The 15,251-nt window shown below is 60.2% G+C and carries 17 protein-coding genes; 4 read left to right on the top strand and 13 right to left on the bottom strand.

What is annotated here, in order from left to right; all coding sequences use genetic code 11:
- Positions 1-5 precede the first annotated feature (5 nt).
- Entirely contained in the window at positions 6-809 is an 804-nt protein-coding gene (locus AAFM29_RS05700; protein WP_341711830.1) for a hypothetical protein, read from the top strand.
- Positions 810-910: 101 nt separating this feature from the next.
- Here the strand turns inward: AAFM29_RS05700 and AAFM29_RS05695 are convergent, their stop codons facing one another.
- The 4 genes from AAFM29_RS05695 to AAFM29_RS05680 all read right to left on the bottom strand — a co-directional run bounded on the left by AAFM29_RS05695 (position 911) and on the right by AAFM29_RS05680 (position 3,927).
- Positions 911-1,804, bottom strand: a complete 894-nt coding sequence (locus AAFM29_RS05695; protein WP_341711829.1) for a LysR family transcriptional regulator — start codon at positions 1,802-1,804, stop codon at positions 911-913.
- Between the two features lie 75 nt (positions 1,805-1,879).
- Complete coding sequence (locus tag AAFM29_RS05690; RefSeq protein ID WP_341711828.1) at positions 1,880-2,413, bottom strand: heme-binding protein; 534 nt, start codon at positions 2,411-2,413, stop codon at positions 1,880-1,882.
- Positions 2,414-2,427: 14 nt separating this feature from the next.
- Positions 2,428-2,937 (bottom strand): heme-binding protein, encoded by a 510-nt coding sequence (locus AAFM29_RS05685; RefSeq protein WP_341711827.1) that lies wholly within the window; start codon positions 2,935-2,937, stop codon positions 2,428-2,430.
- A 48-nt stretch (positions 2,938-2,985) separates the two neighbouring features.
- Positions 2,986-3,927: an alpha/beta fold hydrolase gene (locus AAFM29_RS05680; RefSeq protein WP_341711826.1), complete on the bottom strand. Its 942-nt coding sequence runs from the start codon at positions 3,925-3,927 to the stop codon at positions 2,986-2,988.
- A 144-nt stretch (positions 3,928-4,071) separates the two neighbouring features.
- Between AAFM29_RS05680 and AAFM29_RS05675 the strand changes: the two genes are divergently transcribed.
- Positions 4,072-4,977 carry a LysR substrate-binding domain-containing protein gene (locus tag AAFM29_RS05675; RefSeq protein ID WP_341711825.1) on the top strand — a complete coding sequence of 302 codons (906 nt, stop codon included), beginning with the start codon at positions 4,072-4,074 and terminating at the stop codon, positions 4,975-4,977.
- 221 nt (positions 4,978-5,198) lie between these two features.
- On the opposite strand, the gene AAFM29_RS05670 is transcribed toward AAFM29_RS05675, so the two are convergent.
- The 3 genes from AAFM29_RS05670 to AAFM29_RS05660 form a co-directional block, all read right to left on the bottom strand.
- Positions 5,199-5,951: an alpha/beta hydrolase gene (locus tag AAFM29_RS05670; protein ID WP_341711824.1), complete on the bottom strand. Its 753-nt coding sequence runs from the start codon at positions 5,949-5,951 to the stop codon at positions 5,199-5,201.
- A 124-nt stretch (positions 5,952-6,075) separates the two neighbouring features.
- Entirely contained in the window at positions 6,076-6,627 is a 552-nt protein-coding gene (locus tag AAFM29_RS05665; protein ID WP_341711823.1) for a carboxymuconolactone decarboxylase family protein, read from the bottom strand.
- A gap of 40 nt (positions 6,628-6,667) precedes the next feature.
- Entirely contained in the window at positions 6,668-6,958 is a 291-nt protein-coding gene (locus AAFM29_RS05660; protein ID WP_341711821.1) for a DUF1330 domain-containing protein, read from the bottom strand.
- Positions 6,959-7,103: 145 nt separating this feature from the next.
- On the opposite strand from AAFM29_RS05660, the gene AAFM29_RS05655 reads away from it, so the two are divergent.
- Complete coding sequence (locus AAFM29_RS05655; protein ID WP_341711820.1) at positions 7,104-7,706, top strand: TetR/AcrR family transcriptional regulator; 603 nt, start codon at positions 7,104-7,106, stop codon at positions 7,704-7,706.
- 3 nt (positions 7,707-7,709) lie between these two features.
- Here the strand turns inward: AAFM29_RS05655 and AAFM29_RS05650 are convergent, their stop codons facing one another.
- A complete protein-coding gene (locus AAFM29_RS05650) occupies positions 7,710-8,588 on the bottom strand; it encodes a LysR family transcriptional regulator (protein WP_341711819.1) in 879 nt (292 codons plus the stop codon).
- A gap of 104 nt (positions 8,589-8,692) precedes the next feature.
- Between AAFM29_RS05650 and AAFM29_RS05645 the strand changes: the two genes are divergently transcribed.
- Positions 8,693-9,790 carry an alkene reductase gene (locus AAFM29_RS05645; RefSeq protein ID WP_341711818.1) on the top strand — a complete coding sequence of 366 codons (1,098 nt, stop codon included), beginning with the start codon at positions 8,693-8,695 and terminating at the stop codon, positions 9,788-9,790.
- 29 nt (positions 9,791-9,819) lie between these two features.
- Here AAFM29_RS05645 and AAFM29_RS05640 read toward each other — a convergent pair whose 3' ends face one another.
- From AAFM29_RS05640 to AAFM29_RS05620, 5 genes are all read right to left on the bottom strand, one after another.
- Positions 9,820-10,215, bottom strand: coding sequence for an SgcJ/EcaC family oxidoreductase (locus AAFM29_RS05640; RefSeq protein ID WP_341711817.1), 396 nt, complete (start codon positions 10,213-10,215; stop codon positions 9,820-9,822).
- A gap of 234 nt (positions 10,216-10,449) precedes the next feature.
- Positions 10,450-10,893 carry a GNAT family N-acetyltransferase gene (locus AAFM29_RS05635; protein WP_341711815.1) on the bottom strand — a complete coding sequence of 148 codons (444 nt, stop codon included), beginning with the start codon at positions 10,891-10,893 and terminating at the stop codon, positions 10,450-10,452.
- A 42-nt stretch (positions 10,894-10,935) separates the two neighbouring features.
- Positions 10,936-11,715 carry a DUF547 domain-containing protein gene (locus tag AAFM29_RS05630; RefSeq protein WP_341711814.1) on the bottom strand — a complete coding sequence of 260 codons (780 nt, stop codon included), beginning with the start codon at positions 11,713-11,715 and terminating at the stop codon, positions 10,936-10,938.
- 155 nt (positions 11,716-11,870) lie between these two features.
- Positions 11,871-14,093: a TonB-dependent receptor domain-containing protein gene (locus tag AAFM29_RS05625; RefSeq protein WP_341711813.1), complete on the bottom strand. Its 2,223-nt coding sequence runs from the start codon at positions 14,091-14,093 to the stop codon at positions 11,871-11,873.
- 175 nt (positions 14,094-14,268) lie between these two features.
- A partial coding sequence (locus AAFM29_RS05620; RefSeq protein ID WP_341711812.1) for a glycosyltransferase family 2 protein occupies positions 14,269-15,251 on the bottom strand: 983 nt, incomplete at its 5' end.

Below are 15,251 nucleotides of genomic sequence, written 5' to 3'. Positions count from 1 at the left end.
GAGCAATGATGATCACCCTCGCCTTAGCATTTCTAGCCGGTGCTTCTCAGCAGGAACCGCCGGACACCGAACAGGCTGACCCGGTATCGGCGGCGGCGGAAAAGCCGATCGTTGTGATTGCAACACCCCTCGACGAGCAGGAGGAAAAGTCCGTCCGTCTGGGTTCCCGTGTACCGCGCAAGCCACTCTTCGAGCCATACAATTTACGTACCAACACTGGTGTTGCCGGTCTTACGCCTGGCTCTGGAATGGATCCGTTGAGTGGTCAGAATCCGGTAATCAAGCGAGAGATCACCAAATGCGTCAGTGACCGCCCAGAACTTGGAGAGAAGGCGGTCTGTTACATGATTGCAGCAGAGCGCAACTTTGAGGATGGGGATTTTCAGGGCGGACTGACGGTCTATCGGTTTCTGAGTTCATCGGATGAATTCTCGCCAGCGGAGCAGCTGGCGGCCGCCGAAAAGATGTTCGCTTTTGGAGAGGTGTCAGAGGACGCTGCGCTCCGCGAGGAAGCTCTGTTGCGAATGCTGGATTCGGGCGGCTTGGCTCCCGCAGTTGCGCAACGCGCCCGCAGGAGTTTGGTGACTTTCGCGCTGCGGAGAGGCGAATCCGATCTAGCTATCGCGAGGCTTGAGGACGTTGTGGCGTTCGATCAAGAGGATGCGCAGAGCTTTGCCAACCTTGCTATCTTGCGACGGCAGGAGGGAGTGCCGGAAGCAGCAGAAGCCATGCGTATGGCGATTGCAATCCGGGAAGCTGGTGGATTGGCTGCGCCGCATAGCTGGGCGGAGTTTGTTGCGACGGAATGATGCCAATACACTCGTGGCAATTGGCACTCGCGGCCTTGACTGCAGCCTAGGAATCAAGATTATCGTACCAGCCTCACAATCACAGGAAACATCCCCCGCGATCAGCCGGGATAGCGGTCCTCGATCAGTTTGAAGAAGCGCTGGAGCGCCGGGTTTTCATTGTCCTCGCGCCAGTAAAGCGCATATTCGAGGCGAGCCGGGCCGGTGGGATCGTGGATCTCCTGAAAAGCCAGATCGTTCCATGCGACGCCTTGTGAGGCACCGGTCGCAATGGAGATATAGCGTTTTGCTGCGACGATGCTGAGGACGCTTTCGAGGCTGGTGTCCTGCACGATGATGTTGGGGCGCCGTCCCTGTTCGGTCAAGCGGGATGCGATCAGGTTCTCAAAAATCGGGCCGAGACCGCCCGACGGCACCACGAAAATTTCGCGGCGGAGGTCCTGCCAGTAGATTTGCTCGCGATCCGCCAGTTCGTGATCCTCCGGCAGGACGGCGTAGAGCTTCTCCGACCAGACACTGCGGGATGCAATTCCGTCCTCGAACTGGCCAATTGGTGCCACAGCAACATCGATTGTGTGGGACTGAAGGCCATGAGAGAGCTTTTCCAGTCCTGCCTCGATACCATCGAACTGCACGTCCGGAAACTTGGTCAGATAATCCGAAATAGCCAGCTTCAGTTTGCCCGCCATCAGTGGCGAGCAATAGCCCACCGCGATCCGGCCATGCAGGCCGTAGCTGACGTTGCGGGCAGTGGTGCGGAGATTGTCGACATCGGTAACGATACGGCGTGCCTGCTCGATGAAGGGGCGACCGTTTTCGGTGATCTCCGCACCACGTGTTGAGCGTTCAAACAGTTTGACGCCCAGGCGGTCTTCGAGCTGCTGCACCTTCCGGCTGAGCGTGATCTGTTTGACGTTTAGCGCTGCCGCCGCGCGAGAGAAGCTCTTTGTGTCGGCAGTTGCGACGGCATAGCGGAGTTGGCGGATTTCGGGCATTAGTTGGGTAATTGCCCCATCTTACCATGCCCCTTGCATACAAGAACTACGGTGGGCCATCTGCCGTCCGCGAAGTTACTTTGGCGCCCCAGGGTTGGGTACGCCCTCGATTTTGTCCACGGCCGCCACCGCACAGGTTTCGTCCTCAAGGCTCGATGGCGCCCCACTCACACCGATCGCACCGACTGGAACCCCACCGACACGGATCAGCGCTGCGCCGGGTAGGAACAGCAGCGGCGTTTCGCCGCTCTGGACGTTCGACAGGCCTTGGGGCGACGCGCCCAACGCCTTTACCAATGCGCTGCTGACATCGACCCGGAATACCGGGCCCATGCTGGCCATGGTATAGGCCTTGCGGAACGAAAATTGCTGCGAATGGATCGGCGAACCGTCGCTCCGGGCCTGCACCTTTATAATTCCATCAAGATCGACGACCGTAACCGTGACCTTGAATCCCCTGGCATCACAAACCCTGATTGCCTCGCCCACTGCATCAAGCGACGCCGAAAGCGGCAAGTCCGGCGTCATGCCAGCCTGGGCTTGCACCGGCATCGCAATCAATGCCAGCGACACAGCCAGAGTGATCGATCGCCGTGGTCGATGTTTCATAACCCGCCTCCCCCTTATTGCGGCAGACGGTCTTGGATCGCGGCGAGGCCGGCCGCTGCACAAACCTCGTCCTTGTCACCGCCCGGTGCGCCGCCGACGCCGATCGCCGCCACGATCTCTCCCTTTGCCTTGATCGCCACCGCGCCGGACAACAGGATGATATTGGGCACAGTGAGGAAGGACGGCGCGTTGGGGTTGCCGCGCAGCGCCTCAACCCAGCGGCTGAGCGCGTCGAAGCCGAAGATCGGCCCCATCGTCACCTGAGTATAGGCCTTGCGGAAGGCAGTTTCGCGGGTGTGCGTGGTGCTGTGATCGCCCTTGATGAACGCCTTGAGTTCGCCGGAGGGATCGACCACCGCTGCGCTGACGCGGTAGCGATTGTCCGCGCAGGCGTGGACGGCGGCGCTTGCTGCTTCCACTGCTAAATCGGCGGGCAGATCATACCCGCTGGTGCGTACCTGGGCTGAGGCAGGCAGTGCGATGGCACAAGCCAACGGGGCGATCGTGGAGAGACGGTAGCGCATGGAAATTTCCTCATTTGGGGGGTGGTCGATAGAATGTAGGGCACTCGGTCAGCCGGGAAGCCGCGCCATAAAGTCGAGGATGAGCCGGGCAATCTCGTCGTTTTTTTCCTCCAGCGCGAAATGCCCGGCGTCCAGAAGATGAATGTGCGCGTCCGGCACATCGCGCCGATAGGCCTCGGCACCCGGCGCGATGAACGAGGGGTCGTTGGCGCCCCATACCACCAGCGTCGACGGCCGATGTGCCCGCAGCCATGCCTGCCACTGCGGATAGGCGGCGATGTTGGTGCGGTAGTCATAAAGCAGCGCTGCCTGGATTTCGCGTTGGCCGGGTCGTGACAGGAACGCGAACTCGTCTGCCCATGCCTGTGGATCATAGCGTTCGGGGTGTGCGGTTCCGGCGACGTGGCGCTGCCGGGTGCTGTCGAGCGAGAGGAAGGTTTCCAGTACCTCCGGGTGCGCCGCAGGGTCCGCCCAATATTCGGCAACCTTCGGCCACTTGGGCCCCAGTCCTTCGCGATAGGCATTGCCGTTCTGCACGATCAGCGCGCGCAGCCGCTCCGGGTGCGCCAGCAACAGGCGAAAGCCCACCGGAGCGCCATAATCATGGATGTAGAGTGTGTAATGCCCGACTCCCAACGTCTCAAACAATGAAGCGGTCGTCTGTGCCAGATGGTCAAAGGTATAGGCATAGTGATCCGGCGACGGCGCGTCGCTCAGACCGAAGCCTGGATAGTCGGGCGCGATGACATGATAGCGGGTGGCGAGCAGCGGGATCAGTTTTTCGTATTGGCGCGACGACGTCGGGAAGCCGTGTAGCAGCACGATGGTCGGGGCATCTTTCGGCCCGGCCTCGCGGTAAAAGAGCGTAACGCCGTCTGCCTGCGCATGGTGATAAGTGGTCGTACTGCTGTCCGAAGGCACCGCTTGAGCGTGAACGGTGCTGCCGAACAACACCATGACGGCGAAGACAAGTCGGGGCAGTCGGGTCATCGTTTCCTCTTGGTTCGCACGGCATGCGATCACGGTAGCGCACAACGCGATTCGTCATTCGATAGCCACGGTGATAGGGCCAGCCCCTTCATTCGGGAATTTTGTAGTTCTGGATACAAACTTGAGTTATTCTCAATTACTGACATGCTGACAAATCTCGATATGGCCGTGCTCCGCACGCTGGTTACTGCCGTCGATGCGGGGAGTTTTACGAGGGCTGCGAGCGTTGTTGGGCGGTCGCAGTCGGCGGTCAGTCTGCAGATCGACAAGCTGGAGCGGCAAGTCGGCAAGCCATTGTTCGCAGGACGACGGGGACGGACCGGCGATGGCGGGCTGCAGCTCACCGAAGCAGGTCAGGTGGTCCTGACCTATGCCCGCCGCATTCTGGAACTGAACGACGAAGCTGTGGATGCGGTTCGTGGTTTCAACGCGCAAGGTGCCATCCGCATCGGGATTGCGGAAGATCTGGCCGAAACATGGTTGCCCGTGGTGCTGGCACGTTTCGCCCGCACCCGCCCCGATATTCGTATCGAGACCACTGTCGGGCGAAGCAATGGGATGCTCGATCAGCTTGATCGCGGCGAGCAAGACATCGCACTGGTGTTTTCCGTCCCGCGTGCCAACCCGGTCCAGGGCGAATGTCACTGGCGTATCGCCTTGCCGATCATCTGGATCGGACCGCCGGGCTGGCGAGTGCGGCGGTCGCAGCCGGTTCCGCTGGTTACCTTTGAACCGCCGTGCCTGTTTCGCGGTGCTGCGCAGACAGCGATCGATGGTGCAGGTATGGAGTCACGGATCGTGTTCCAGAGCCCCAGCCTGGCCGGCCTGTGGTCGGCGATCAGCGCCGGACTGGGGATCACGACCCGTACACCGCTCGTCATGCCGACGGGGCTTGTGCAATTGAAGCCAAGGTCATCGGGCTTGCCGCCCTTGCCGCGTGTCGAATTCGCTATGTACATCGCGAATAAGGCTGAACGGCGGTTGGCTTCGGATGTCGCGGCTATCCTGTCGGACATCCTAGAGGCAAGCATACGATCGGCCGCGATGTAGTCCGACGTGTCGCGGAGCGCCGTCAGGAATGTGGCTACATTTCCTGCACTTGCCGGGCGCTCAATGCCGATAGGCTGTACATCGAATGTCTTCATGCCTTGGCTCCTTGTAATGCTGGCCGCCAGGTGTCGGGTCCACGATTACAGGAAGCGCCGGCAATCGCAGACTGTGACGCAAAATCGGCGTACCGATGATCTTCGCGCCCGTCCATAAACCGTCCCTCAGCCCAGGGCTTGTTCGATCAGCTGGAAGGTTTCGGGCGGGCGTTCGAGCATGGGATAGTGTCCGGCATTGTCGATCACCGTCATGCGTGCATTGGGCAGCTGCGCGAGGTAGGTCTGTTCCAGGAATTGGTGGCCCAGCGCCATGTCGTTGGCGCCGGCAAGTACCTGTATGGGTGTGTCGATACTTGAAACCTGGGCCGAAAAATCAGTTCCGGTCCAGCTGTTGAGATAGCCCAGATAGGCGCTGCGGGTAATGGCCGCCCGCGCCGCTGCGACCAGACTGCGGACAAATCCTTCCGCATGCTTGCCCCCGGTCAGCGTTTTGAAAATAGCAGACAGTGCGGCATCGTCGTCGGCCGAGGTGCGAAACAGTTTCGCGCTTTCCGGGTCAACGGGAAAGCCCGAAGCAGGGACCGGGGTCACCGCAACTGCCGACAGGATCGCGCCGGGCTGCAGGAGTGCCATTTTTTGCAGCACCATTCCGCCCATCGAATGACCGATGACGCTAAACCGATTCCAACCGAGCTGGGCGCACAATTCGATCGCGTCGAAAGCAATTTCGTCGATCGTAAAATTTCCAGCGACGCCGCGGTTGAGCCCGTATCCACGATAGTCCATCGCCGCGATGGTGTATCGATCGTGCGCGAACCACGGCAGAATAGAGTCAAATACGTGGCAATCGCTCAGCCACCCGTGCAGCAGCAGGACGCGGGTGGGGCCATATCCGCTGACGCGGGCTTGCAGTGCCATGGTCGGCTCCTCTCTACAAGGCGATCCAGTGGATCTGTACCTTTGCACCGGCAGCGCGGGCCCGGTTGGACGAGCGGCCGGCCTCTGGCGGGGCGTACCGCTCGTCACTGCGACCCGAAGGCCCTCAGGCCGGGGGGGGCCAGGCCATCGGCTTCATCGGCGCGTCGACCTCGGTGTGGGAAAGCGCGTTGGTGAAGTTGGACAGGAGCTTGGCCGACAAGCACACCAGCACGTCCAGCGCCTGCTGCTTGGTGTATCCGGCATCGAGGAAATCCTGCAGCGCTTCGTCGCCCACATGGCCGCGCTTCTCGAGCAGACCTCGCGCGAAGACGCGCAGCGCCTCCAGCTTGCTGTCGGGGATCGGGGTATTGTTGCGCAGGGCATCAATCACGTCCTGCGGTGCCTTAAGCATGCCCATGATCATGGAGTGCCCTGCCATGCAGTAATGGCAGCGGTTTATGTAGTTCGAGGTCATCATCACCACCTGCACTTCCACCGGGCTGAGCGCCGTCTGTTCGGTCGCGAGCCGATAGAGCGTGGTGTATGCCTCATGCGCAGCAGGCGATTCCGCGAGGACCGCGTGGAGATTGGGCAGGAAGCCGAACATGGCCTTGGCACCGGCGATGAAAGGTTGCGATGCCTCAGGAGCGGTGGTTTCGTTGTGATAGGTAAACATCGGGGTTCCTAATTTTCTGGGAGAGGGGCAGGAGTCCGGCTTAGGCGGGAACTTCGTAGGCGGTGATTGTCATGTCGGCAGCTTCGCTGCGGAGCGGAATCAGCGCCTGGTATTCTTCCGAGGCATGCCACGCTTCGAGAGCGGCCAGTTCGGGAAACTCGACGATGACGATGCTCTGGTGGGCGAGTTCGCCGGCCAGCGCGCGCACTGCCTTGCCGCGCTTCAGTGCCTTGCCACCATGCGCCGCCAATGTTGGGCCCACGCCCTGAGCGTAGGCATGGTACTTGTCCGGATCCTTGATGGTGGCGGTAACGACAAAAAATGCGCTCATGGCCTGTTCCTTGCTAGAGTGATTGATCGGCATGCCGTCCGGTCTGGAAGTGACGCTAGCGGGTCGACAACCACGGCCGGACGCATTATGTACACGAGTGAATAATAGCCCTCAGGCTTTTTGTCCATAGGTGTCCAGAAAGAAAATGCGCAAAGCCGGTCGCCCTGCCAAGTTTGATCGTGATGACGCCGTCGACATTGCGCTCCAGGCGTTCTGGTCGGAGGGCTATCAAGCCAATTCGGTGAAGGCGCTGTCGGAACGGCTGGGGATCACCCGGTCAAGTTTCTACAATGCGTTTGAGAGCCAGGAGGCCCTGTTCCTCGAGGCGCTGGAGCGTTATCTCGCTGGCGCCCCCGATCGCACGCTGGCTCAAGTGCCTGAAGATGGGAGTATCTGTGCTTTGTTGACGCGGACTTTCCGCGCTGTCTGCGATGCGCTTGAACAGGATGGGGCGGGCAAAGGTTGCCTTCTGGTCAATAGTGTCGGCGCGTTGTGTCTGGGGGGCGAAGGCCTTGGGCTGATCGTCGCCGAACTGGTGATAGAGCGTGTAGAGCGGCTCGAGGCGCTGTTGTGTGCTGCTGCCCAAAGAGGCGAGCTAGACGAGATGACAGACGTAAAGGCACTCGCTCTCGCGCTAAAGACTCAGCTCTTGGGGCTGAATCTCATGGCCAAGGTCGTAAAGGACAAGTCTGCCCTTTGGCCCGCCGCGCGTACCATGCTCGCCGGACATGGGATCTTGCGCGAGTAGGGTTCACACCGCGAGCGCCCCCTGCAACGCTTCGAGAAACACCCGCACCTTGGGAAGGACAAGCCTGGCTGATGGCAGCACGGCCCAGATCCCTTCGGTCTTGGGGCGGGCGTCGTCCAGCACGACCGGGACCAGCGCCCCGCTGGAGATTTCGGCCGCAACGTCCCAGGTCGAAAGCATGGCAATTCCCGCGCCGGCGGCACAGGCCGCATGAACCCCGTCGACCGTATCGGCAACGAACCGGGATGAGACCTTGAAATGGCGTACTTGCCCCCCGGCGAGACAAAAGGCCCAGCGGTCGATTTCGGCATGGCGCAAGCAGGAGTGGGCCGCCAGTTGCGCAAGTGTGCGCGGTGCCGGGTGCTCGGCAAGATAGCCCGTCGTTGCGCACAGTAGGCGAGTATTGTCCGCTAGCCGTCGCGCCACCAGGCTTGAATCGCGCAGCGGGGCAATGCGAACGGCGACATCCAGTCCCTGCGAAACGATATCCTCCAGCCCGTCGCTCAGTTGCAAGGCGATTTCGAGTTCCGGATTGGACGAAAGCAGGTCTGGGACCAGAGGCGCAATGACCTTACGCCCGAATGCCGCAGGTGCCGTGATACGAAGCAATCCCGTGGCCCCAAGGCCTGACCGTGCCAGCGCCGATTTGGCTTCCCGTTCCGCCGCGAGCATGGTTTTGGCGTGCAACAGGAATTGCTGGCCCTCGACGGTCAACGAAATCGACCGGGTCGAACGCTGCATCAGCCTGACCCCAAGCTCCCGCTCCAGCGCGGCGATATGGCGCGAGGCGACCATCGGAGCAATCCCGAGCCTACGCGAGGCTGCGGCCAAGCTGCCCAACCGGGTGGTTTCGACAAAGGTTGCGATCTGGCGCGTGTCCATATTCTCTGTTATATCATTTTGAGATATAGTACCTAGCATATTCACACAATTTACTGAGCCATTGCGCACACCCAGATAAAGGCCTCCCCAAACCGGAGGCTACCGTGGACCCACTCTTTTCCCCCGTGCGTCTGGGCGAGATTTCGCTCGCTCATCGTGTCGTTATGGCGCCACTCACGCGCCTGCGGGTAAACCGACCGGGTAAGGCGCCAGACGCGCTCAATGCGCTGTACTATGGCCAACGTGCGAGTCAGGGCGGACTTATCATCACCGAGGCGACGGACACGTCTCCCCACGCAGCCGGATACCCCGGCTCCCCGGGGATTTACACTGCCGCACAGATTGCGGGTTGGCGGTTGGTGACCGAAGCGGTCCATGCAAAGGGAGGACTGATCTTTTGCCAGATATGGCACACAGGACGTGTCTCCCACCCCTCTTTGCAACCCGATGGTCTTGCGCCCTTCGCCCCGTCAGCCATTGCCGCCCCCGGTATGCACATGGACCGCGACGGGCAGCCAGCGCCCTTTCCCGTGCCGCGCGAACTCGACGCAGACCACATAGCGGCAATCGTCGCCGACTTTGCCGCTGCGACAGCCGCCGCACATCAGGCTGGCTTTGACGGTGTGGAAGTGCACGGCGCTAACAGCTACCTTATCGACCAATTTCTCCAAACCGCGTCGAACCAGCGTACCGACCGCTACGGTGGATCGATAGAAAACCGCGCACGCTTTCTGCTAGAGGTGGTCGACGCGGTTGCCGCCGTGCGAGGCGGGGGTCGCGTTGGCGTACGTCTCTCGCCATTCGGCAAGACGAACGGGATGGCAGATGCTGATGGCGCGGCCATGTGGGATCATGTGGTCGCGCAACTGGGTCTGCGCAGCCTGGCTTACCTTCACCTGGTCGAGCCCAGAGCCGACCAGCGTAGCGACGTTAACGCGCTGGACCCGCAGGCCCCCGATGCTGCAGAGCGCTTCAAGCCTATTTTCGGAGGCCCGATCATTGCCGCGGGAGGTTTCGAACCCGGCACCGCCCGCGAAGCGATAGCATCCCGAAGGGCCGATGCTATCGCTTTTGGACGCTCATTCATCGCCAACCCCGACCTTCCCGAACGAATTCGCACAAATGCTGCGTTCAATGCGTACGACCGCACGACATTTTATGGCGGGGATGCGCGCGGTTATGTCGATTATCCATTTCTGTGACGCGCACCAGCAGCATGATGGTTACCAGATCACCAGTCGAGCAGAGCCGTACCGTAGGAATTGTCTACCGCGCATAACCAGGCGCCAGACGAGTCCCGACGAAAAACATAAGTTGCACGTCGTAGCGTTGCCGTCGCCTTGTTGTTCTCGTCCACAGAGTCCAGCCACGTTTCCATGATGACAAGCGCTGTGTCTCCGCCCTCAATCACCTCCATCCTTCCTTGGCGAACTTCCAACTTACCTTGGAAATGGGCAGAGATTGCTTCGAACGCTGTCCTGATCTGGTCTTTGCCGTTGGCGTACATCCCGGCCTTGACCACCAAGGTGGCATCATCGGCATAAAAACGCATCAAGCCGTCGAAGTCTTTGGCCGATATGGAACGGTCCGCAGATTCGATAAGGGCTTTCAAGGGATGGTCGGACATTCTGGACTCCAAAATGGCCGCGAGCGGAAAAACAAAACCCGCCTCGCGGCGGGTTGCTTTGTCTTGAAATATGACGTGCTTAGCCCACCATTCAATGAATGGTGATAATAATCAAAGGGAAAGCGCGAACAAATTTCATGGCGGGGCAGTATCACCAACGTCAGCGACTGGCAAGTGATCATGTCCAATTTTGAGCAAGCTCGCCAAGGTAACAGCGGCACACCGCTTGCTGCCTTAGATGAGACTGAAGGAGTAGACCTGAAATTGCTCGTCCCGGATCCAGCCAGCCCTTACATACAGGTCTTGCGCCACATGATTGTCTATGGCCGTTGATAGCGAAAGCCTGACTGCTCCGACGCTCCGTCCGTAGTCGCGGGCGGCAACCAGCAGCGATTTCGCGTATCCCTTGCCTCGCGCCTGGGGAGCTACAAATAGATCGTTCAGAATAAACACGCGCGCCATTCGTGTAGACGAGAACGATGGGTAAAGCTGGGTAAACCCGACCGGCTCCTCTTCCGATAACGCCAGGAAAATTACTGACTGCTGCCGTTCGAAGCGATCGCGCAGGAAAGTATCCGCTCTCTCGAGGTCGGGCTGCTCGCCATAAAACTGCCGATAGGCGTCAAACAAAGGCACCAATTTGCCAAGGTCGGCGATATCTGCCTGAAATACTGTCAAGATCACCTCCAGCTACGTAAACCCCGGAGCTTTCCGCGCTAATCACTTTGCATTCAGAGACCAGTTGTAATCGAAGCGATCAATGTGCTGTGCCGAAGCCAACATAGCCTTGGTTTCAGGAGAAGCATACTTACGTGCATGGTCGAGAACAGCACTCTCGCCGCCCCAGTCGGTGCCATACCAATCGTAGATGCTCGAGGCCACCAGCTCGCCGTCGACCCGCCTGAATCCCCGCGGATGGTTGATGTAACCCCTTGCCGCAGCATCCAGCATGGCTTCCAAATTGGCCGCCGTGTAGGCGTGATTGGCAAGATTGGGGCAGCCAAGTGAAGCGCAATTGACTGCGTAGTGGATCCGGACATCCTTCCAGATCGGGCGCAGAATACCGTGTTCAATATCGTCCAGCGACAAGCGTTCTCCGCCAACTGTCAGGATGTCCTCTTTCCAAGGACCAAGCCCCAAAACCCCGATATCGCGGATCGACTTGACCGGATAATTGTCGATGATCACGTTGACCGTCGCAGCGTTATAGAGATTCACCCAGTAAGCGAACTGTTCGTCCTTGGGGTATCGCTCAATGTCAACGGCCTGCATGGCGTCGAGATACTTCTTTAGGGTGGCTGAATCTTCGCGTTTCAGCGCAGCGTAGTCGACCCGGTTAATCCCATCCGCACCAGCGGTCACATAGCGCGTCAGTAGCTGGTCCCAAAGATGATGGTCGATCGTATCGGTTGCCGTACCGGATCGGGTCCACTTGACATCCTTTGTCTCCGCAGCAGGCGCGCAGGCCCACAAGGCCAAAGTTGTCAGGGCAACGGCCAAGAAGGACTGAAGTCGACGGAGAGGTGATACTAGCGGCATAGTCGGTTATCCTCTTGCTACGGCCGAACAGCCGCAATCCTATCGTTCCCAAGGTGTTCCGCGCTGTGAACCTGTGGCAGCACCTTTACGAATGCAGTTCAATGGCGGCCTTGCACTCAGAACAGCTTCTTCAGCTCAATGCCGTAGACCGCCGGTTCATTCACGAATCCGGCGAAATTGTTGAAGTCGATCGCCCCGAGCACCGATGTATCCCCAAGGATGTTGCGGCCGAACGCGGAAATCTCGAAACCGTTGTCGTTCAAGCGATAGCCGATCCGCGCACCCAGTTCGAACAGGCTGCGATCCCGAAATTCGGCGCTTTCGTAGAGGAAGAAGTTGATGTTGCTGCGATAGGCGAAATCAGCGGTCGTGAATACTTCGCCAGATCCCAAGGGAATGGTGTAGCTGGCTGTGCCATTGGCAATCCAACGAGGGGCCTGCGGCAAAGGGTTGCCGTCGATCAGTGCGTTTCCGGTGGCCGGATTAATCGGATCGAGCACGGTGCAGGCCGCGCCGCACACCCCGACTTCGAGGGTGGGGTCATCGATCCGTGTGTTGTTGAGGCTCAGGCCGGCGGTCAGTGACAACCGCTCGACTGGGTCGAGTCCCAGGTCGAGTTCGAACCCGTGACCGCGCACATGATCGGCATTGAGCAGCTGGTTGAAATTGCCCGCACCGCCCACGGCGGTCAGCTGCTGGTCATCAGTAACGTAATAGAACGCGGTCGCGTTGAACCTGCCCTTGCCGTCAAGAAACGTGCCCTTGACCCCGGCTTCGAAGGAATCATTTGTCTCGGTATCCGCTACGGTCACCGCATCGCCGAACACAATCCGCCCCTGGACGTTCGGAGCGCGGAAACCTCGCGCATAGCGGGCGTAGAAATTGACCGTGTCGGAAAGGTCGTAGCGAAGGCTGACATCGCCAGAAAGGTTGGAATCGCGCAGCGACCGGGTAACAGGCCCAAGCGGCGGCGCGCCGAACGGACCGACGAGGCGACTGGCAGTGAAATCCTTTTCCTCGCGCGAAAACCGCAAACCTGCAGTCACCTTGAGGCGATCGATCACCGACACCGTCGCCGAACCGAAAAGGGCGTAAGCCGTAGTCCGCTGATCCTGCACGGCCAGCCCGTTGCGGGTCCCTCCGGACAGGGTGTCGAAGCTTTCGTTCTCGATTTGAAGGCGTTCACGGAAGTAGAAGCCACCCACCGTCACATCTATGTCGTCAGTCACCGGACCGCTAAGCCGCAGCTCGCTCGTTCGTTGGGAATGGCCCGTAATGTTATCGGCGCTTTCGGCCGCGAAGGGAATGAATCCCGGACCTGAAGGCGGGGCGAAATCTGCTCCGAACCCGCCATCGACGTCCCCGCGCGCATCGAGCCGCACTTCGCTGTAGCTGCTCACGCCCGAAAGAGTGAAGTCGCCAATCTGCGTGTTGGTCTGCAGGATGGCGCCAAAGGTATCGCTTTCAAGTAGTTGGGTGGCATCCTGCGCGGTGGAAAAGCGATCGAAACCGTCGACCAGGCCGCCTCGGCCCGGCTCGATGATGTTCGCCCGGAACAGTCTTGAGCCGCCCGAAAGGTCGCGCCCGAACACCGACAGGTTGGCGTTGAACCGGCCCCCTCGATCAAACCCCAGCTGGACCCGCCCGGCCACATCGCGGAATTCTTCGAACCCGCGCTCGCCACCACCCGCGAAGGTGTTGTCTACAAAGTCGTCGCGACGCTGGTACAGGCCGGACACGCGCAACGAAAAGCCGCCGCCGATATCCCCGCCAACGGCTCCCTCGGCGTCGATCGTGTCAAAGCGCGACAGGCTCACCCTCGCAAAATTGCGGTTCGCGGCGTTTGCCTTTACGGTCTCGATCTTCACGACGCCCGCCGGTGTGTTGCGGCCGAACAGTGTACCTTGCGGCCCCCGCAAGACTTCAACACGATCGACATCGAACAGCGGGAAGCCACGCAGGATGGCGTTTTCCAACGGAACTTCATCCAGCACCACCGACACCGGGCCGTTGGCGTTGAGGTCGAAATCGGTATTGCCCAGCCCGCGGATGTAAAAACGTGGGAATATGCGTCCTGATGACGATTCAGCGTAAAGGCTCGGGCTGCGCGCTGCCAGGAACAAGAGATCCTGAGCTCCCGCGCGGGCATTATCGAGCCGTTCGTCGCTGATCACATCGAGCGACAGAGGAACTTCCGTGATCGCCTCGCTGCGTTTTTGCGCTGTCACGATGATGACGTTCACGGAATCGGGATCTTTCTTGTCTTCGGCCGCAGCAGAAGCCGCCGAGGCGGAAAGGGCGGACACCAAGAAAAGCGTGGCGCGGAGCGAGTTGCGCATGGAGGTTTTCCTCTAGTCTGACGCGGCCGCAACAGATCACTGCCGGCATCGGCGAAGGGGGGCTCTGTGGGGGACAGAGAGCGGGCTACTTGGACTTAGACAGCCCCTCTCCGTTCGCAGTTGCATAGCGAGTGGTTACAGTGCGTTGGCCGACAGGCGACGTTGGCAGTCGGCCTCATGAAGCGCGACTACGGCCGGGGTTGTCGAAGTCACCAAATGCTTCGCGACCGATGACATAAAGGATCTTTGTGCCGGCGCTCAGCACGCCGCGGATCGTTCCCGAAATCTTGGAGATCCCGACACGCCGTCGATATCCAGTGCGGACCTCGGTGGTCCGCAGGCCAAGCTTGGCTGCCCGTACCTGCATTTCAATCGTCCAGCCGAAGTCGCGATCCCGCATATCGAGCCGTTCGAGCGCATCGCGCCGGATCGCGCGAAAGGGCCCGAGATCGCTGTAGCGAACGCCCCAGATAAGCCAGACCAGAAGTGGGGCAAGCCAGTTGCCGAACCGCTGCGGAAGGGTCATCGCGCCGCGTTCGATCTCGCTTCCGACCCGCGAACCGATGACAAGATCGGCCGATCCTGCAATGAGAGGTGCGATCAGATTGATTGCGTCGTCGACGATGTCTGAGCCGTCACCGTCTACAAACACCACGATGTCGATCTCTTCATGCAGGACGCCGAGCCCTGCCAGACAGGCGCTGCCATAGCCGCGCTGAGGTGCAGGAACGACTGTTGCACCGGCCATGCGGGCAAGCTGCGCGGTTCGATCGGTGCTGCCATTGTCGGCTACGATCAGCTGGTCAAGCTGATAGGCAAGCACCGCGCGAATACCACTTACGACACTACCGATCGCGGCCTCTTCGTTGAGGGCAGGGATGACCACGGCGATCTTCGGTAGCGGGATGGGATGGGCCATAGCTGTATAAGCCCGGGCGGCTACGCTCCGTCTGCGCCAGGCCTGGTAGTCGTAGAATACCGCTGCTGCGAGGATCGTCGCTTCGGCCAGTCGTGCCAGCGGGTGGACGGCAAACGGATCAAGTGTCGTGTCGGCAAGTGCCTGACCGGACAGATAGGAGAGCGGTAGCGCCACGGTCGCGGCAAAGGGCCACAGCTGCTCGCGCCCGACCGCGAAGGGAAGCAGCCACAGCAGGTACC

This window comes from Erythrobacter sp., assembly GCF_038133525.1.
In the GTDB taxonomy this organism is placed as follows: Bacteria; Pseudomonadota; Alphaproteobacteria; order Sphingomonadales; family Sphingomonadaceae; genus Qipengyuania.
Note: the sequence above shows the minus strand (reverse complement) of the source record. Positions and strands in the feature narration are given on the sequence as shown.